Origin of the sequence: Roseateles sp. (genome assembly GCF_047654785.1) — a bacterium.
Lineage (GTDB): Bacteria > Pseudomonadota > Gammaproteobacteria > Burkholderiales > Burkholderiaceae_C > Pelomonas.
The window spans coordinates 1-18,450 of sequence record NZ_JASGKQ010000001.1 but is presented as its reverse complement, the minus strand read 5'-3'; the positions used below and the strand labels follow the sequence as shown (position 1 = coordinate 18,450).

General features: G+C 69.4%; 15 protein-coding genes and 4 pseudogenes. 14 read left to right on the top strand and 5 right to left on the bottom strand.

Annotated features, from left to right (window positions below):
* Positions 1–101: 101 nt before the first annotated feature.
* From QM788_RS00095 to QM788_RS00085, 3 genes and pseudogenes are all read left to right on the top strand, one after another.
* On the top strand, positions 102–1,595 hold the full coding sequence (locus tag QM788_RS00095; protein ID WP_415659455.1) for an RNA polymerase factor sigma-54: 1,494 nt from the start codon (positions 102–104) through the stop codon (positions 1,593–1,595).
* Between the two features lie 194 nt (positions 1,596–1,789).
* Positions 1,790–2,662: pseudogene (locus QM788_RS00090) on the top strand (filamentous hemagglutinin N-terminal domain-containing protein); the annotation flags it as partial.
* Positions 2,663–4,061: 1,399 nt separating this feature from the next.
* A complete protein-coding gene (locus tag QM788_RS00085; protein WP_415659454.1) occupies positions 4,062–4,469 on the top strand; it encodes an SDR family NAD(P)-dependent oxidoreductase in 408 nt (135 codons plus the stop codon).
* A 43-nt stretch (positions 4,470–4,512) separates the two neighbouring features.
* On the opposite strand, the gene QM788_RS00080 is transcribed toward QM788_RS00085, so the two are convergent.
* Positions 4,513–4,911 carry a cupin domain-containing protein gene (locus tag QM788_RS00080; protein WP_415659453.1) on the bottom strand — a complete coding sequence of 133 codons (399 nt, stop codon included), beginning with the start codon at positions 4,909–4,911 and terminating at the stop codon, positions 4,513–4,515.
* Between the two features lie 14 nt (positions 4,912–4,925).
* Positions 4,926–5,675, bottom strand: a complete 750-nt coding sequence (locus tag QM788_RS00075) for a MetQ/NlpA family ABC transporter substrate-binding protein (protein WP_415660287.1) — start codon at positions 5,673–5,675, stop codon at positions 4,926–4,928.
* Positions 5,676–6,030: 355 nt separating this feature from the next.
* Here QM788_RS00075 and QM788_RS00070 point away from each other — a divergent pair, with 355 nt between their 5' ends.
* The 3 genes from QM788_RS00070 (at position 6,031) to QM788_RS00060 (ending at position 9,048) form a co-directional block, all read left to right on the top strand.
* Positions 6,031–7,302: a D-amino acid dehydrogenase gene (locus QM788_RS00070; RefSeq protein WP_415659452.1), complete on the top strand. Its 1,272-nt coding sequence runs from the start codon at positions 6,031–6,033 to the stop codon at positions 7,300–7,302.
* Positions 7,303–7,606: 304 nt separating this feature from the next.
* Complete coding sequence (gene mbfA, locus QM788_RS00065) at positions 7,607–8,563, top strand: iron exporter MbfA (RefSeq protein WP_415659451.1); 957 nt, start codon at positions 7,607–7,609, stop codon at positions 8,561–8,563.
* A 98-nt stretch (positions 8,564–8,661) separates the two neighbouring features.
* A complete protein-coding gene (locus QM788_RS00060) occupies positions 8,662–9,048 on the top strand; it encodes an SH3 domain-containing protein (protein WP_415659450.1) in 387 nt (128 codons plus the stop codon).
* 45 nt (positions 9,049–9,093) lie between these two features.
* Here the strand turns inward: QM788_RS00060 and QM788_RS00055 are convergent, their stop codons facing one another.
* Entirely contained in the window at positions 9,094–10,317 is a 1,224-nt protein-coding gene (locus QM788_RS00055; RefSeq protein ID WP_415659449.1) for a linear amide C-N hydrolase, read from the bottom strand.
* Positions 10,318–10,937: 620 nt separating this feature from the next.
* Between QM788_RS00055 and QM788_RS00050 the strand changes: the two genes are divergently transcribed.
* The 6 genes and pseudogenes from QM788_RS00050 (at position 10,938) to QM788_RS00025 (ending at position 15,785) form a co-directional block, all read left to right on the top strand.
* Positions 10,938–11,264 (top strand): YtcA family lipoprotein, encoded by a 327-nt coding sequence (locus QM788_RS00050; RefSeq protein WP_415659448.1) that lies wholly within the window; start codon positions 10,938–10,940, stop codon positions 11,262–11,264.
* On the top strand, positions 11,206–12,318 hold the full coding sequence (gene mdtN / locus QM788_RS00045) for a multidrug transporter subunit MdtN (RefSeq protein WP_415659447.1): 1,113 nt from the start codon (positions 11,206–11,208) through the stop codon (positions 12,316–12,318). The genes QM788_RS00050 and mdtN overlap by 59 nt, the downstream gene beginning before the upstream one ends.
* Positions 12,302–13,243 (top strand): hypothetical protein, encoded by a 942-nt coding sequence (locus tag QM788_RS00040; protein WP_415659446.1) that lies wholly within the window; start codon positions 12,302–12,304, stop codon positions 13,241–13,243. The genes mdtN and QM788_RS00040 overlap by 17 nt, the downstream gene beginning before the upstream one ends.
* Positions 13,140–13,496 (top strand): annotated as a pseudogene (locus tag QM788_RS00035) (FUSC family protein); the annotation flags it as partial. The gene QM788_RS00040 and the pseudogene QM788_RS00035, both read left to right, overlap by 104 nt.
* A 55-nt stretch (positions 13,497–13,551) precedes the next feature.
* On the top strand, positions 13,552–14,253 hold the full coding sequence (locus QM788_RS00030) for a hypothetical protein (protein ID WP_415660323.1): 702 nt from the start codon (positions 13,552–13,554) through the stop codon (positions 14,251–14,253).
* On the top strand, positions 14,250–15,785 hold the full coding sequence (locus tag QM788_RS00025; protein WP_415659445.1) for a TolC family protein: 1,536 nt from the start codon (positions 14,250–14,252) through the stop codon (positions 15,783–15,785). The genes QM788_RS00030 and QM788_RS00025 overlap by 4 nt, the downstream gene beginning before the upstream one ends.
* 109 nt (positions 15,786–15,894) lie before the next feature.
* On the opposite strand, the pseudogene QM788_RS00020 reads toward QM788_RS00025, so the two are convergent.
* Positions 15,895–16,188, bottom strand: a pseudogene (locus tag QM788_RS00020) (efflux RND transporter permease subunit); the annotation flags it as partial.
* Between the two features lie 294 nt (positions 16,189–16,482).
* Between QM788_RS00020 and QM788_RS00015 the strand changes: the two are divergent.
* Both QM788_RS00015 and QM788_RS00010 read left to right on the top strand, forming a co-directional pair.
* Positions 16,483–17,118, top strand: a pseudogene (locus QM788_RS00015) (hypothetical protein); the annotation flags it as partial.
* 25 nt (positions 17,119–17,143) lie between these two features.
* Entirely contained in the window at positions 17,144–17,752 is a 609-nt protein-coding gene (locus QM788_RS00010) for a hypothetical protein (protein WP_415660322.1), read from the top strand.
* 173 nt (positions 17,753–17,925) lie between these two features.
* On the opposite strand, the gene QM788_RS00005 is transcribed toward QM788_RS00010, so the two are convergent.
* Positions 17,926–18,450 (bottom strand): SDR family NAD(P)-dependent oxidoreductase (locus tag QM788_RS00005; RefSeq protein WP_415659444.1); only part of this gene is annotated, 525 nt, incomplete at its 5' end.

The following is an 18,450-nucleotide window of genomic DNA, read 5'->3' as shown; positions in this document are numbered from 1 at the left end:
CACATCCTCGCGGCATCGAGCCGCTCGCACATCGCCAGCGCGGGCCGGCTTGGGAGCGGCCCGGCGCTCGGCCCGCAGGGTCGCCACCACGGCGCCGCGCCATGAAGCAGACGCTGCAGGTTCGCCTCAGCCAGCACCTCGCGCTGACGCCCCAGCTGCAGCAGTCCATCCGGCTGCTGCAGCTCTCCACGCTGGAGCTGCACCAGGAAGTCGAGCAGATGCTGGCCAGCAACCCGCTGCTCGAGACGGAGGAGGAATTCACCGTCAGCACGCCCGAGCTGGCCGCCAACGCGCCGGCCGAGGCCGGCACGGAGGCGTCCGCCGGCGAGTCGGAGGGCGGCGACGCGCCGGAGCTCAGCGGCGAGGACTTCGGCGGCACCGAGCGCGAGGACTGGGAGAACGGCACCGAGCGCGACGACTTCGACGGCATCCGCGAGCTGCCCTCCGGCAGCGGCAGCGGCGCGGGCGACGACGACGGCGAGCGCGAGAGCCAGGAGTTCGCCGAAACCACGCTGGCCCAGCACCTCGCCGGGCAGCTCGCCGGCCTGACGCTGTCCGCCGAGGACCGCGCCGCCGTGCAGGTGCTCATCGAGTCGCTGAACGAGGACGGCTACCTCGAAGACCCGCTGGAGGAGATCGCCGCCGCCTTCGGCGCCGACGCGGAGGCGCGCGAGGAACTGCTGGACCGGCTGCGCATCGCGCACAAGCTGCTGCAGAGCCTGGAGCCCGCCGGCACCGGCGCGCGCGACCTGTCCGAATGCCTGGTGCTGCAGCTGCGCACCCAGCCCGCCAGCGCCGCCCAGGCCCTCGCCGTGCTGATCTGCCAGCGCCACCTGGAACTGCTGGCGCGCCGCGACATGCGCCGCCTGATGGCCGAGACCGGCGCCGACGAGGCCCTGCTGCGCGAGGCGCAGGGCCTGATCACGCAGCTGGAGCCCAAGCCCGGCCGCCGCTTCGCGGCCGGCGCGGCGGCGGCCATCGTGCCCGACGTCATCGTGCGCCGCAGCGGCCGCGAGTTCCGCGTCATGCTCAACCCCGAGGTCGCGCCCAAGCTGCGCATCAACGAGCTGTACGCCAACGCGCTGCGCGCCACGCGCGGCGGCATCAGCAACTCGCCGCTGGGCGGGCAGCTGCAGGAGGCGCGCTGGTTCATCAAGAACATCCAGCAGCGCTTCGACACCATCCTGCGCGTCAGCCAGGCCATCGTCGAACGCCAGCGCGGCTTCTTCACGCACGGCGAGCTGGCGATGAAGCCGCTGGTGCTGCGCGAAATCGCCGACGAGCTGGGCCTGCACGAGTCCACCATCTCGCGCGTGACGACCGCCAAGTACATGGCCACGAGCTGGGGCACCTTCGAGCTGAAGTACTTCTTCGGCTCCGGGCTCTCCACCGAGGCCGGCGGCGAGGCCTCCAGCACCGCGGTGCGGGCGCTGATCAAGCAGTTCGTCGCCGCCGAGGACGCGAAGAAGCCGCTCTCCGACAGCGCGCTCGCGGCCATGCTGGAGGAACAGGGCATCCAGTGCGCGCGGCGCACGGTGGCCAAGTACCGCGAAGGCATGAAGATCGCGCCGGCCAACCTGCGCAAGGCGTTGTAACGGCGCCCGCCGCGCGCCGTTAACTCCTCACGCATTCCCGCCGCTCCAGCGCGGCAGCAGGGGCCGATTGCGCAATACGGGCGGGCAGGCCGGAGACGCCACCCCAATACTGGCTGCATAGACCCATCCACACGCGCGCGCCACCGCCCAGGTGGGGGTGGCGCCGCGTGCTTCCTCACCGTCTTGCAGCCCGTATGAACCACATCTACCGCAAAGTCTGGAACCGGCGCCTGGGCGCCTTCGTCGCCGTCGCGGAGACCGCGCGCAGCTGCGGCAAGGCCGCCGGCGCGGCCGGCCTGGTCGCCGCCGCGAGCGCGGCCTTCGCGGCCGGCCCGGGCACGCTGCCCACCGGCGGGCAGGTCACCGCGGGCAGTGCCGCCATCGCGCAGCAGGGCAGCGCGATGACGGTGACCCAGGGCAGCCAGCGCGCCGCGATCAACTGGCAGAACTTCTCCATCGGGCGCGACGCCAGCGTCAACTTCGTGCAGCCCAACGCGCAGGCCGTGGTGTTGAACCGCGTGACGGGCACGCAGGCTTCGGTCATCGACGGTGCGCTGAAGGCCAATGGCCAGGTCTTCGTACTCAACCCCAACGGCGTGCTGTTCGGCAAGGGCGCGCGCGTCGATACCGCCGGCCTCGTGGCCTCCACGCGCGACCTGAGCGATGCGGACTTCATGGCCGGCAAGGCCAGCTTCAGCGGCAGCGGCGCCGGTAGCGTCGTCAACGAAGGCACGCTCAACGCGGCCGACGGCGGCTACGTGGCGCTGATCGGCCAGCAGGTGCGCAACGACGGCGTGATCTCGGCCAAGCTGGGCCACGTCGCACTGGCCGCGGGCAACCAGGTCACGCTGAACTTCAACGGCAGCTCGCTGGTCGGCGTCACCCTCGAACAAGGCGCGCTGGACAGCCTGGTCGCCAACGGCGGCGCGATCCTGGCCGATGGCGGCCAGGTGCTGCTGACGGCCAAGGCCGCCGAAGGGCTGCTGGACGGCATGGTCAACCACACGGGCGAGATCCGTGCGCGCACCATCGCAGAGCGTGAAGGCAAGATCGTGCTGCTGGGCGACATGGACAGCGGCACCACCACGGTCAGCGGCACGCTGGACGCCTCGGCGCCCGATGCAGGCAACGGCGGCTTCATCGAAACCAGCGCCGCCAAGGTCAAGGTCGCCGACGGCGCGCGCATCACCACGGCGGCCGCGCAGGGCCGCACCGGCCAGTGGCTGATCGACCCGAACGACTACACCATCGCCAGCAGCGGCGACATCAGCGGTGCAACGCTGGCGGCGCAACTGGCCAACAACAGCATCACCGTAGAGAGCGCCACCAACGTCAACGCCAACGGCAATGGCGACATCTTCGTCAACGAGGCGGTCAGCTGGAGCAGCAACAACACGCTGACGCTGAAGGCCGGGCGCAACATCTACGTCAACAAGGCCATCACCGCCACGGGTGCCAGCGGCAAACTGGCACTGGAATACGGGCAGCTGGCGAGCGACGGCGTGGTCGGCGGCAAGACCTCGGACTACTACGTGAACGCGCAGGTATCGCTGCAGGCCGGGCAGAATTTCTCCACGAAGCTGGGCTCGGGCGGTAACACCAACACCTACACCGTGGTGACCAGCCTGGGCGCGCTGGGCAACACCTCGACCGCCAACCTGATCGGCGCGTTGAACACCAGCACCGTGACCGCGTACCTGGCGCTGGGGGCGGACATGAATGCCGCCAACACCAACTTCACGAACACCGTGGCCGGCAACAACACGCCCACGGTGTTCACGGGGCTGGGGCACACGATCAGCGACTTCAGCATCACGGGCTCGTCGGGCCAGAACTATGCCGCCTTCTTCGGTGGCAGCCGGAGCAGCCTGACGGTGCGCGACCTGCACCTGGACAACGTGACCGTCAACGGCAGTGGCATGTTTGGGGCGGCCGCCTTGATTGGGAAGGCGACGGGCCCGGTATCGATTTCTGGCGTCGCCGTCTCCAATCTGAGTGTCTCGGGGGGCTACTACTCCGGTGGGCTGATCGGCTTCGTGGAAACCTCGGGCACTGTCAGCATCGCGCGCAGCTCGGTCCAGGGCACAACGATATCCGGCCAGCCGGCAGGCGGCTTGATCGGCGAACTCAGGGGACCCTTGCATGTGGCCGATTCCTATACGCGCATCAACATAGTGCATTCGTCCAACCAATTGCAAGGTGGCGGATTCATTGGCCTCTTGAGTGCCAACGCCACCATCGAGCGCAGCTACCACGTGGGCACTGTCGCCAAGTCGGGCTCGGGAGCCTTTGTCGGCATCAAGTCAGCGAGCGGTAAGACGGTCACCCTCATCGACAGCTTCTGGGACAACACCGTTGGCCCGGCCATCTCGCCGCTGGGCGGCTGCAACAACACATGCCCGACGACCACGATCACCAACAGCCGTGCGCGCACCACCGCCCAGATGACAGTCCTGCGCGCGGCGGATGGCGCGGCGGGGTGGCGGGCGGATCGTCAACATCCTCTCCATTTCCGGCCAGCGCGGCGGATATGGGCGGGCGGCCTATGGCGCGTCGAAGGCGGGACTGGAGGCGCTGACGAAGGTGATGGCGGTGGAGTTCGCTCCATATGGCATCAACGTCAACGCCGTCGCCCCTGGCGGGGTGGAGACGGAGATGACGCGCCAGGCGCATTATGAGGCAACGCGCGCGGCCTACACCCGGCTGGTTCCGCTCGGGCGCTACGGTACGCCCGCGGAAGTCGCCGATGCCGTTGTGTTCCTGTGCTCCGACGAGAGCCGCTATGTGCAGGGACACACGCTGAATGTCGATGGCGGCTTCGGCGCGGCGGGACTGATGCCCAACCCCGGCGATCCGGGCGCGGGCACTCCATGAGGACGGGATGGGGACGCGGCGCGTGTCCCCATCCCGTCATGAGTTAGCGATAGTCTTCTGCGGACACGTGTTCCAGCCAGGTCACTTCCACATCCAGCGGCGTGGCCTCGTGAATTGCGACATGGACGAAGCTGTGGTCGGGCGCGGCGCCGTGCCAGTGCTCGTCCTCCGCGTCGATCCAGGCGGTGTCACCGGGGCGGAGCACCAGCAATTCCCCCCCGCGGCGCTGCAATCGGCCGACGCCGGAGAGCACGTGCAGCACCTGCCAGGAGGGGTGCGTGTGCCAGGCGGTGCGCGATCCCGGCTCGAACGAGACGCGGTAGATGCGCACATCGTTGGGTGGCCCGCCGCGCGCGATCTCGTCGCGCCAGACGGTGCCGGTGAATCCCACGGCGGACCCACGCAGGGTGGGGATTTGCTCTTCGCTCAAAAGTCGGATCATCGGGAAAGTCCTCGTCACCAGCCGGCGAAACCAGCGCCCGGGAAGCGCTGCTCGATGAACGCCTTGACCTCCGGGGATTGATAGGCCGCGACCAGTCGCTGGACCCAGGGTTTGTCCTTGTCCGCCTCGCGCACGACGATCTGGCAGACATATTGCGACTGCGGCTTTTCGAGCAGCAGCGAATCATTCTGCGGGTTCAGTCCCGCGAGAATCGCGTAATTGGCGTTGACCGCCGAGGCATCGACATCATCGAGGGAGCGGACGAGCTGGGCCGCCTCCAGTTCATGGAAGCGGAAGCGGTGGGGGTTGTCGGTGATGTCGAGGGGGGTGGCGGCGAAACCCGCGCCCGGGCGCAGGCGGATCAGCCCGGCCGTTTCCAGCAGGATCAGCGTGCGGGCCTCATTGGCCGGGTCGTTGCCGATCGAGATCAGCGCGCCATCCGGCAGGTCGCTCAGCGTCTTGTATTTCTTCGAGTAGAACGCGATGGGGAACAGCACCGTCCGGCCCACCGGCACGATCCTGTAGCCCCGCGCGGCGATCTGCGCCTGCAGGAACGGGACATGCTGGAAGCTGTTGGCCTGCACGTCCCCCGCCGCCAGCGCGGCGTTGGGCACGATGTAGTCGGAGAATTCGACGATCTTCACGTCGAGCCCGTTGCGCGCGGCGACCTTGGCGGCCACGGCCATGACCTCGGCGTGGGGGCCGGAGGTCACGGCCACCTTGATCGTTTCCGCCCGGGCGGTGGCCACTGACGCCATCAGCATGAGCGTCAGCACGAAATATCTCAGCACGGTCAATCTCCTCTTGGGGCACGTGGATGAGCACCGCCTCCGTGCCGGCGGAGGCTTGATCCGCGCTCGGCGTGACGGGGAAGGCATGTGAATCATCGTGGTTCTCACGATAACACCATTAAGAATGATGTAAATTTCATAAAACTATTTTCAATAGTGATTATAGGGCGCGCCCGGGTCGCCGCCCGGACAGGGACACATCGAGGGCCGGGCCTGGGGCAGGCGGGGACAGTCTTCCCCGAGCCTTGCCCCGGCCCTTCCCCCCGGGTCTTGCCCCGGCCCTTCCATCGTGTCCTGATACGGCGCCTTTCGCCGGAGCCTGCCGCCCATGCGCATCATCGTCATCGGTGCCGGGATCGTCGGCCTCGCCAGCGCCTGGTTCCTCGCGCGCGACGGCCACGCGGTGACCGTGGTGGACCAGGAAACCGAGGTCGGCCGGGGCGCCAGCTTCGCCAACGGGGGACAGCTCTCCTACAGCTACGTGGCGCCGATGGCGGCGCCCTCGGTGTTGCGGGGGCTGCCCGGCTACCTGCTGCGCGCCAACAGCCCGGTGCGGTTCCAGCCCTCCGCCGATCCGGCGCAGTGGACGTGGCTGCTGCGCTTCCTGCGCGCCTGCAACGCCGGGGCGGGCGCCATCGCCACCGCCAAGCTGCTGGCGCTGTCGTTCCATAGCCGTGACATGCTGCACGAGATGATCGGCGCCACCGGCATCGCGTTCCATCATCGCCGCAACGGCAAGCTGGTGGTGCAGTCCTCCCTCGCGGCGCAGCGGGAGGCCGAGCTGCAGATGCGCCTGCAGGCCACCATGGGCTGCGTCCAGGAAGCACTGACGGCGGCCGAGTGCGTGGCGCTGGAGCCGGCGCTCGCCTCCCTGCGTGGGCGGCTGGTGGGGGGCATCCACACCCCCTCCGAGGAGGTGGGCGACTGCCGCATGCTGTGCCTCGGCCTGGAGCGCGTGCTGGCCGCCGCCCCTCATGGCGTGACCTTCGCGCTCGGCACGCGCGTCGAGGGTATGGCGATGACGGGAGGGCGGGTGGCGGCGCTGCGCACCTCGCTCGGCCCGATGGAGGCCGATCTCTACGTGCTGGCGGCGGGGGCGGGCAGCCGCGGGCTTGGGCGGTGGGCGGCGCTGTCCCTGCCGGTGCAGGCGGTGCGCGGGTATTCGATCTCGGCCCGCGTGCGCGACGGCCACGCCCCTCCCGAGCGCAGCATCACCGACACGGCGCGCAAGACCGTCTATGCCCCGATCGGCGGCCACATGCGCGTGGCCGGCTTCGCCGAGGTCACCGCCGGCACCCCCGAAATGCGGCCAGGACGGGTGGCGGCGCTGATCGCCACCCTGCAGGCCACCTTCCCCGGACTCTGCGATGTCGAGGACGTGCAGCCCTGGTCGGGGCTGCGCCCGGCCACGCCCACCGGCCTGCCGGTGATCGGGCCGAGCCGGGTCGCCAACCTCATGCTCAACGTGGGACAGGGCGCGCTCGGCTTCACCCTGGCGGCGGGCAGCGGCCGGCTGCTCGCCGACCTCGTCGCCGGCCGGCCCCCCGCCCTCCGCGCCACCGACTACGCCGCCCCCGGAGGGGGAAGGCGGACGGGGTGACGATCATGCCGGTGATGGCGAGGCGTGGCGCTGGGTAGCCCCATGTGACTGGGGGAAGGCGTGGCATGACGGCAGGAAGTAAAAGAGTCTTCTTTTTCTGAAGAAAAAGAAGCAAAAAGACTTCATTCATTTGGAGTCGAGGTGTTGCAACCGTATGACTCTAAACGGATAGAAGTTTTTTGGTTCTTTTTTTCAAAAAAGAACATTCTTGCTTTTTCTGCTCTCGCGAGAGTCCCAATCAGCGGGCACCGGTATAAATCCATGTCGTCGGGACCGCCAATCCCGCGTCACCGGAGGTATGCCCATGCGTGATTTCGACGAGCTGAGCGAGCGGGAGATTCTCGCCCTGGCCATCAGCAGCGAGGAGGAGGACGGGCGCATCTATCTCGATTTCGCCGAGGGGTTGCGCGCCGATTATCCCGCCACCGCCGGCATCTTCACCGCCATGGCGGCGGAGGAGGACCAGCACCGGCGCTGGCTCATCGACCAGTACCGCCGCAAGTTCGGCGAGCACATCCCGCTGATCACGCGCGCGCATGTGCGTGGTTTCTACCGGCGCCGGCCGATCTGGCAGATGCTGCCGCTGAACCTCGCGGCGGTGCGCCGGCAGGCCGAGGAGATGGAGTACAATTCGGCGCGGTTCTATCGGTGCGCCACCGCGCGCGCCACCGATGCCTCCATCCGCACGTTGCTGGGTGACCTCGCCACCGCCGAGAGGAAGCATGAGGATCTCGCCGAGCATCTCACCGAGAAGGCCCTGGCCGGGCCGGAGCAGGCGCGGGAGGCGGAGACGGCGCGGCGCATCCTGCTGCTCCGTTTCATCCAGCCCGGGCTGGCGGGGTTGATGGACGGGTCGGTCTCCACGCTCGCCCCGGTGTTCGCCGCGGCGTTCGCGACCGGGCGGCCGTGGGATGCCTTCGTGGTCGGCATGGCGGCCTCGATCGGCGCCGGCATCTCCATGGGATTCGCCGAGGCGCTGTCGGACAACGGCAGCCTGACCGGCCGGGGCGCGCCGCTGATCCGTGGCGTGGTGTGCGGCCTGATGACGACGCTCGGCGGCATCGGGCACACGCTGCCGTTCCTCATTCCCGACTTCTGGACGGCGATGGCGGTCGCGGTGGGGGTGGTGGTGGTCGAACTGGCGGTCATCTCGTGGGTGCGGTGGAAATACATGGAGACACCGCCCCTCTCGGCCGCCCTGCAGGTCGGGTTCGGCGGCGCGCTGGTGTTCGCCACCGGGGTGCTGATCGGCAGCAGTTGACCGGCGGGGCCGTGGATCGCCGGCCCGCGTGTCATGCCCGTTTCCATTCCTGACAGCCGTTGGCATGAAGGGGGCGGTTTGACGGGAAGGAGGGTGCGATGCGCGGGATGCGCGGCGGGATGAAGGGGATGGGGCCACGCGGGGCGGTGCTGGCCACCCTGCTGGTGCTCGCCATGGCGGGGCCGGCGCGGAGCGAGCCGGATTACTTCCGGGTTGTCGGGGTCGCCGCCGGCACGTCGCTGAACGTCCGGGCCGAACCCGCCGCGTCGGCGCGGCGGGTCGGCACAATTCCCCATGACGCCGATGGCGTGCGCAATCTCGGGTGCCGGGGCGGGCCGACCCTCGCGGAGTGGGAGGCGGCGACCCCCGCGCGGCGCGCGGCCAGCCGGAACGACCGCTGGTGCAAGGTCGCGTTCGGCGACGTCGAGGGATGGGCGGCGGGCCGGTTCCTCGGCGAGGGCGGCGCGCCGGCGGGCGGGCGGTAGGGGGAGGCCGCGGCGTTGGCTGGGTGGGAGGAAGGAAGAAGTTCTTCATTTTCTGAAGAAAAAAACTCTTCCTTCATTCTGGCCGCCCGTTGCCAAAGGCAAGGCAGGCAGGGGAATCGGCACTGTCCTGCCTTCGGTTCCGGTCAGCCTGAAAGCCTCTAGACGGGGCGCGCATCCTTCAGTTGCTGCGTTGCGTCCGCTGCGCCGTGGGGCAGGTGCGTGAACGCGAGCACCCTGGGGTCCGGCACGTCGGTCAGGGCGGTGAGGTCGAAGGATGTGAAGTTGAGGCCGTTGTAGTCGCGCAGGAAGAACAGCTTGCGGTCGAGGTCGGACAGGCTTGTCCAGTTGGTGAATTCGGTCTGGTAGGGTTGGTCGCCCTGGTCCTCCAGTCCCTTCACCTCCAGGGCGCCGCTCTGCGGGGAGGCGATGCTCGCGCCGCGCGGCCGGTCGAACGTGTTCATGATGTGGGCGAGCGCCAGCACGGCGAGGTCGGGCGAGGCGGCCTTCTCGGTGTACTGCGCGTAGGTACGTGGCGCGCACGAACCGGCCGACCGAGGTGCTGGAGGCGGGCAGCCCGGCCGTGGCGATTCCGAAATCCGGCTGTGTCGCCGTGTAGCTTCCGAAAGTGGCGGTTGATTTATCGACGTTGCTGAGGAAGGTGTAGTTGTCCAGGTTGGTCAGGTGCCAGGGGAATTGCGGACCGTTCGTCATCACCCCGACGGGGTTGTCATACACGTTCATCTGGCCCTGGTGGAATTCGATGACGAGCGCCTTCCCCGCCGTGTCATGCGCCACGTAGTGGAAGGGGGATTCCACGCCGCCGAGGAGGGGCAGCGGCACCAGCGCCACCGGCTGCGTGGCCAGCGCCGCCTTCACCTCGGCCACCGTGCCGAATTGCCCGAGGATCCAGGTGCCGAGATCGGAGGCGGAGAGCACCTGCTGCGTCGCCGGCACCGCTGCCTGCCGGCCTGCCGCCGCGGGGTAGGACAGCAGGCTGAAGGTCAGCCCCTGGTCGTTCATTCCCTCAAGTACCTTCAGATCGGCCACTTCAATGGGGGCCTGCGCCGTCGGCAGGTGGGTGGGCGTGGTCACCGCGAGGATGGGATGGCGCCCCCGATACGCCAGTGGCGGATGCCCCGCGATCTCGGAGGTGACGGCGAACCCGGCCGGGAAGTAGGTCACCTGGTAGGGCAGGGTGGTGGTGAGCTCAAGGGTCCGGCCGAAATAGGGTTTACCGGCGGCGTCGCGATAGATCAGGGAGGTGCACATGTCAGGCGTGCTTTCCGGTCATGCGGGGAGGGGAGGCTTGCCGCATTCCGTGGGGCGGCGGCAGCGGATGTTTCACTTCAAATGACTCCGAGATCTGGCCCTGGCCAGGGAAGGTGGCTGGGGACACCGTGTTGGTTCGACCGGTCAATGTTCTGATTGCACGTTGGCACGCGCGACCGTACGGTTTAAGTGCCCGTTTGAAAACTCATTGGATAGCGTGGATCAGGCCTTGTCCTTGTGGCGCCTGGAGGTTGGAGCGGCGGTTTTCAGCCATTCATTGTAGCTTGATCACAAGCCTGCAACGCCATTGGAGTAAATTTTCAAACGGACACTAAGGATCATCGAAGGTAACAGATCGTTTCTCTCAGAGCAAATTTTTCTGAGAGTGGTGGTCCGAGATAGGTGGTTTCAAAAATTTTATAATAAAATCAATGGTGTAAATGGGCAGAGCGAGGCCATGTCCGTCTCAGGTTACCACTCTGGAGTGCCTTTCAGTAACTATAAAAATTGAGCACTTTTATTGAATGCGGATTGCACGGTGTTTGTTGCCTGGTTAAGAGCGCCTGGATATTTTGGTCCTCACGTCATGGGGGCACAGGCTCAGATGGAGGCGTCGGGTGTTGTTCCCTCGTGCCATCCCAGGGGCGCTGGTTGAGGTGGCGCGCCGGGGCGTGCCGGGGGGAGCGCCCGGCAAGGTGGGGCTGGCTGCCGCCACCGCCTGTCTGCCTGGCTGCATGTCGGCCGGGGCGCCCGCCATTCCCCTCTTCGGCGCCTATTTCCCCTCCTGGCTGGCCTGCGCGGGCGCGGGGGTTCTTGGCGCCATCCTCATGAGGGTGGTGTTCATCCGCGTGGGGATCGACGACGCGCTGTCGCTCCGCCTGCCGGTCTATGTGTGCCTCGCCGCCGCCATCGGCTTCCTGGTCTCCCTCCTCGGCTTCGGGCGGTAGCGCGTGGACGACGAGCCCCCCCCCTCCCGCGCGACGCGGGCTCGCGATCGCGGTCAGCCTCCTCGCGGTGGCCGCGGTGGCCGTCTTCGGCTGGCGCTATGTGCGCACCGCCGAGCTCAATCCGCTCTCCCAGGACGCGGTCCTCACCGCGGATGTGGTGAACATCGCCGCCGCGGTGCCCGGTCGCATCGCCTCCTTCGGCGTCGTGGAGAACGGCACGGTGCGCCAGGGCGAGACGCTGTTCGCGCTCGATCCGCTCACCTACCGGTTGCAGGTCGAGCAGGCGAGGGCCGACCTGCGGATCGCGGAGGCCGCCCTGAGCGACCGTGAGCGCACGATCGCCGCCGAGCGTTCCAACGCCGTCATCGCCCGCGAGCAGGTCAGCCGCGCCCGCGCCAACCAGGACCTCGCGGTGAAAACCCTCGCCCGGCTGGAGGCGCTGAGGCCCAAGGGCTATGTCAGTGCCCAGCAGGTCGACGATGCCGCGACGGCGCGACGCGACGCGGAGGTGAGCCTGCGGCAGGCCCTCCTGCAGGAGGAGGCCGCCCGGGTGCTGGTGAGCGACGCCGCCGCCGCCGCCGCCCTGGTGGAGGCGCGCCGCGCCGCCCTCGCCCTCGCCGAGCGCGCCCTCGCCGAGACCACCTTCCGCGCGCCGTTCGACGGCAAGGTGGTGGGCCTGTCGACGGCGGCGGGGGAATACGTCCTGCCGGGACAGTCGATTTTCACCCTGATCGATACGGGCGCGTGGTTCGCCTCCGCCGCCTTCGTGGAGACCGAGCTGCCGGGCATCGCCGTGGGCAACTGCGCCACCGTCTACGTGCTCGCCGACCGCGTCCTGCCGATCCGGGGGCGGGTGGAGGGCATCGGCTGGGGGGTCATGTCCGACGTGGCGATCACCTTGCCGCGCGGCATGCCGATTGTGCCCAAATCCCTCGACTGGGTGCGCGTGGCGCAGCGCTTTCCCGTCCGCATCCACCTCATCGACCCACCGGATGACCTGATGCGGATCGGCGCGTCGGCCACTGCGACCGTGCATCGTGGCACACGCTGCTGAGCTTCCGCTCTGGCTGTGGGCCATCCGGCAGGTCCGGGCCGACCTGATGCCCTTTCCGGGGCGCCTCGCCATGACCTGGCGGGTGGCCCTGCTGTGCATGCTCGTGGCGGGCGCCGCCATGCTCTACAAGGTTCCCGAAGCGGCGATCGGCTGCTACCTTGTGATCTTCCTCGCCCGGCCCGACGGCGCGGAATGCGTGGGCCAGGCCATTGGCCTCATCGTGCTGGCCAGCATCGTGGTGCTGGCCCTCGCGCCGGTGATCCAGGTCACCGCCGACGACCCCCTGCTCCGCATCGCGGTGATCGCGGCGACCTCCTTCGCTTTCGTCTTCCTCGGCGCCGCCTCCCAGCTCGGCGAGATCGGCTCGATCATCGCGCTGGTGATCGCCTTCATTCTGACGCTGGTGGACGACGTGCCGGCGGGCGAGGTGGTGACGCGGGGCCTGCTCTATGCGTGGCAGATGACGTCCATGCCCATGGCGCTGATGATCGTCTTCAACCTGCTGCTCGGCACCGGGCCGCACCGCCTGCTCCGCGACACCATCGCGGGTCGCCTCGCGGCCGGCGCCGAGGCGCTGGAGGGCATCCTTGCCCACCCGGGGGAGCCTCGCCGACCGGCTCGCCGAGGGCACGGCGGACAGCGACAAGCAGGTGACGCTCGCGCGCCTCTTCCACACCGCGCCGCGCGCCCGCGTGACCTGGCTCAACGGCGCCGCCGCGACGAGCTATCGCCTGCTCCTCGCCATCGCCGCCCTGCCGGGCGAGGTGACGGAGGAGGTCCGCGCGGCGCTCGCGCGCCAGTGCCGCGCCGCCGCCGCCGCCGTGGCCACCGGGCGGCGGCCCGCCGCCTCTCCGCCCCCGCCGCCGTCCGGCATCGCGGCGCTCGATGCCGCGCACGCGGCGCTGGCCGGTCTCGCGCGCCTTGATGGAGGCACCGACGCCAGGCCGGCGGCGCGGCCGTTCCTCGCCGCCGACGCCCTCACCAACCCCGATTACCAACGCTACGCGCTGAAGACGACGGCCGCGGCGGTGATCTGCTACCTCATCTATTCGCTGATCGGCTGGCAGGGGATCCATACCGCCATGATCACCTGCTACGTCGCCGCCCTCGGCACCACCGGGGAGACGGTGCACAAGCTGGTATTGCGCATCTGCGGCTGCCTTGTCGGCGCGGCGATGGGGATCCTCGCCGATCCTGTTCGTCATTCCACATCTCGACTCGGTGGGCGGGCTCATGGTGCTGGTGTTCGCCGGGATCCTGCCGGCGGCGTGGGTATCCTCGGGCAACGCGCGCATCTCCTATGCCGGGGTTCAGATCGGGCTCGCCTTCCTCCTCACCATTCTCCACGGCTTCTCGCGCAGCCTGAGCATGGATTCGGGGCGGGATCGAGTGATCGGCATCCTGCTCGGCAATCTGGTGGTCTATCTGATCTTCACCGGCATCTGGCCAAAGAGCGTCGTCGTCGATGTGCGCGAGCGCCTGTCCCGCGCGCTCGCGGCCCTGGCGCGGCTGGCGCGGCTCGAGCCCTCCGCGCGCGTCATGGCCATCGGCGAGGCGGCCGTGGTGGAGACGGAGATGGCCACCGCCCGCGAGCAGTTGCGGGTCCTGCCCCTCGAGCCGGCCGCGTCGCGCCTGTCCCCCCGCGGCATCGTCCGGCTTGAGGCGCTCGTCGCCGAGACGCGGGCGATGCCGCCGGCGCTGATGGTCTCCCAGGAGCGGACGCAGGACATGGCGGAGCGCCTCGCGCGCCTCGCCGGGCGGATGACCGGCCGGCCGGCGGGCGCCCCGGCCCCTCCCGCCAACGCTGATGGCGAGGGGGCGGATGGCGGGGGGGCGGATGGCGAGGGGGCGGATGGCGAGGGGGCGGACGCGGCGGACAGCGGCCTTGCCGCGCGTCTGCGCCGTCTTGAGCGCCTGGCGGCGGGGCGGTCATGACGGCCCGCCGTGTGTCTCCCCGCGCGCGGGCCGCCCGTTCCCTCGCGCGGGGCGGCGCGTTCGCGCTGGCCTGCGCCGCGCTGTCGGCCTGCGCGCTCAGCGCGCTCGACAGCGCCCCCCAGAGCCCATCCACCCCCTGGGTGCCGGCCACGGAGGCCGGAGGGACCGCCGCCGCGCCCGGGTTCCGGGTGCCGGCCGATCGCGCGGTCGCGGTGCTGATCCCGACGCCGGGCATCGTGCGTGACAAGGCCTACAGCCTTCCCGAACTGATCGACATCGCCCAGACCAACAACCCGCTCACCCGTGTCGCCTGGCAGCAGGCGCGCCAGGCGGCGCTCGCCGCCGGCATGGTCGAGGCGACCTACCTGCCGTTCATCTCGGCGAGCGTGATCGGCGGGCATCAGAAAATCACCAACTCCCTGCCGCTGCCCATCGGCACCATCAACAAGGTGGACTCGGACCTGGAGGGCATCTCCCCGCAGGTGGCGCTGCAATGGCTGGTGTTCGATTTCGGCCAGCGCGGCGCGCTGCACGCGGCGGCCCAGCACAACGCGACGGCCGCGAACATTCTCTTCAACGCCGCGCATCAGAAAATCATCTTCGACGTGACGCGGACCTATGCCCTCCACGGCGCGGCGCTCAGCCGCGAGCGCATCGCCGCGCAGGCCCTGGCCAACAGCCGCAGGATCCAGGACGCGGCCGAGGAGCGGATGCGCAAGGGTCTCGGCACCACCGTGGAACTGGCCCAGGCCAACCAGCAGGTGGCGCAGGCTCGTTTCGCCCTGGTGCAGGCCCAGGGCGCCGGGCACGATGCCTATCAGGCGCTCCTCGCCGCCATGGGGGTCTCGCCGGTGACCACGATCAAGATACGCGAGGCGAGCGGACGCCCGTTGCCGGACACCGTGGCCGTGCCGACCGAGGCGCTGATCACCGCCGCGCTGGCCCAGCGTCCCGATGTGCTCGCGAGCTTCTCGGCCCTGAAGGCGAGCCAGGCCGGCATCTTCGCGGCGCAGGCCGAGTTCCTGCCGAAGGTGTTTCTCAGCGCCGTGGCGGTGGGCGGCAACACCAATTTCAGCGCCGGGGGACTGCCCACCATCGGCCAGCAATCCTCGGCGGCCGGCGTGCTGGTCGGCGCGACCGTGCCGCTCTACGACGGCGGATTGCGGGCGGCGCGGCTCAGGACCGCGGAATCACTCGCGGCGGCGAGCGAGGCCACCCTCGACAAGGTGCGCGACACGGCGGCGCGCGAGATCGTCGTCGGCGCGAACACGTTGCGCTCGGCGCTCGCCGCCCACACCGCCGCGACCGCCCTCGTCAAGGCGGCCGCCGTGACCTATGACGCGGCGCTCGACGCCTACACATCCGGGGTCGGCACCCTCACCGCCGCGACCGCCGCCGACAGCGCCCTCCTCACCGCGCGGCAGGCACAGGCGGACGCGCACGCGGCCTCCCTGGTCGCGGCCGCCAACCTCGCCTTCGTGCTCGGCGACATGACCTCCCGCGAGGCTCCCGCGCCGTGGATGGGGAGGTGAGGGCGGTTTCCAGGTCCGGGCGCAACAGCTTTCCATGACTGTTTTGCTTCTTTTTCTTCAGAAAAAGAAGACTTTTCCCTGTCTTCCCGCCGACCGGGACTCCGCCCCGCTATCCCTCCGCCAGAACGGTGTCCTTTCGTTTCCCCCTGCTCAGTTCACGATCCTTGAGCAGGGCGTACAGCACCGGGATGACCGCCAGTGTCAGCACGGTGGACGAGGCCATGCCGCCGATCATCGGCACGGCGATGCGCCGCATCACTTCCGATCCCGTGCCGGTGCTCCACAGGATCGGCAGCAATCCGGCGGTGATGGCGGTGACCGTCATCATTTTCGGTCGCACCCGTTCCACCGCGCCGTCCATGATGGCGGCGTGGACATCGGCCCGTGTCATGGCCCGTCCGTCGCGGCGGCGCGCCCGCATGCCGAGCGCCTCGGCGCTGCCGACCTTGCGGCGCAGGTCGCGCCGTCCCCAGAGCGGGATATCCTGCTCGATCCGGTAGAGGATCGGGCCGTTGAGCCGGCCGGGCAGCACGCCGCCGCGTCGAGGAGACGGTCCGGTGGTCCTTGTCGGGGGCGTGGGGGGGAGGCTTGCCAGGGGCGGGGATGAAGGCAGGGGCGGGGCGGAGGCCATTCCGCGGTTGACGCGGCGCGGCGCGGCGCCGCAGGAGGGGTGGGCTCTCGCCGCAGAGGATGCCGCATGTCGAATGCCGTCGCCGCGCCAGGACCCGCCCGCGTCCTCCTGTCGGACCGCCGGTTGTGGTACATGATGGCGTTCGGGTTCGCCGCCGGCCTGCCGTTGTCGCTGTCGGGGTTCACGCTGCGGCAGTGGCTGTCCGAGCGCGAGATTTCGCTCGCCGCCATCGGCCTCACCGCCAATATCGGCCTCGCCTATACGCTGAAGTTCCTGTGGGCGCCGCTGCTCGACCAGATGACGCCGCCCCTCGGCCTCGCCCGGTTCGGCCGGCGGCGCGGCTGGCTGCTGGCGATCCAACCGGTGCTGGCCGGGGCGGTGGCGCTGCTCGCCCTCAGCGGGGGCGGTCCGCTCTCGCTCACCATGGCGGCGGCGGCGCTCGTCGCCTTCCTCTCGGCGAGCCAGGACATCGCCATCGACGCCTGGCGCATCGAGACCTTCCCCCAGCGGCTCCAGGGCGCGGCGCTGGCCGCCTATGTCTGGGGCTACCGGGTGGCGATGCTGGTGTCGGGGGCGGGGGTCATCGCGGCGGCGGGCTGGCTCGGCTGGCAGGGGTCGTTCCTCGTCGTCGCCTGCCTGCTCGCCCTCGCCATCCCGGTGACGCTCGCCGTCGCCGAGCCCGTCACCGTCCCGCGCCCGAGACTTCGCGACCGGCCTCGCGGCCCGCGTGAAGGCCGCCGTGCTGGAGCCGCTACGCGAGTTCCTCGGCCGGCCGGGGGCGGGGGTGGTGCTTGCCTATGTCGCGCTGTTCAATCTCGGCGAGGCGATGGCCGGGGTGATGCTCGCGCCGTTCTACCGCTCCCTCGGCTTCGACCGCGCCGCGGTGGCGGCGGCGACCGGCGTGCCCGCGCTCGCCTGCACCATGGCCGGCATCGCCGTGGGGGGCTGGCTGGTGGCGCGGATCGGGCTGGCCCGCGCGCTGATCTCGACCGGCCTCGCCCAGATGGGGGCGATGGGCATGTACGTGTGGCTCGCCTACTCCCACGGCGACCACGCGGTGCTGTTCACCACCGTCATGACCGAGGCGTTCGTGCAGGCCCTCGCGACCGCCGCCTTCATCAGCTACCTGTCGGGCCTCTGCTCGACCGCCTTCACCGCGACCCAGTACGCCCTGCTCACCTCGCTCGCCGCCCTCGCCTCCCACACGGTGGGGGGCTTCTCGGGCTTCATCGCCGCGTCGGTGGACTGGCCGGTGTTCTACATGCTGGCCATGGCCTGCGCGCTGCCGGGGATGATGACGATGCTCTACATCCTGCGGCGCTTCCCGCCGGAGTGAGGGCGGGTGGAGGGGAGGAAGAGTCTTCTTTTTCTGAAGAAAAAGAAGCAAAAAGACTTCATTCGTTTGGAGTCCAGGTGGTGCAGCCGTATGACTTTAAATGAATGAAAGTTTTTTGGTTCTTTTTTTCAAAAAAGAACACTCTTTCTTTTTTTCTCAAATCCTCGTGACGCTCAGACGTGCTGCCCGCCATTGATGTGCAGTTCCGAGCCGGTGACGTAGCTCGCCTGGGGTCCGCACAGGAATTGGATGGCGTCGGCGACTTCCTCGGGGCGTCCGAGGCGGCGCATCGGGACCTCGCGTTCGGCGAAGGCGACGGTGCCGGGGGAGAGGATGGCGGTATCGATCTCGCCGGGGCTGATGGCGTTGATGCGCACGTTGCGGGGCGCGAACTCGGCCGCCATCTCGCGGGTGAGGGTGAGCAGCGCCGCCTTGGAGCAGGCGTAGGCGGCGCCGGCGTAGGGGTGCACGCGGGAGCCGGCGATGGAGGTGACGTTGACCACCGCGCCCTGTGCCTCCGACAGCACGTCGATCAGGCCGCGCACCAGCAGGGCGACGGCGAAGATGTTGACGCTGAACACCGCGTTCCAGGTGTCGCGGTCGGACTCGAGCACGCCGAGCCGCGACCCTTCCGGCCCCTTGGGCGAGATGCCGGCGTTGTTGACCAGCGTGTTGAGCCTCGGCCGTCGGGCAGGCGG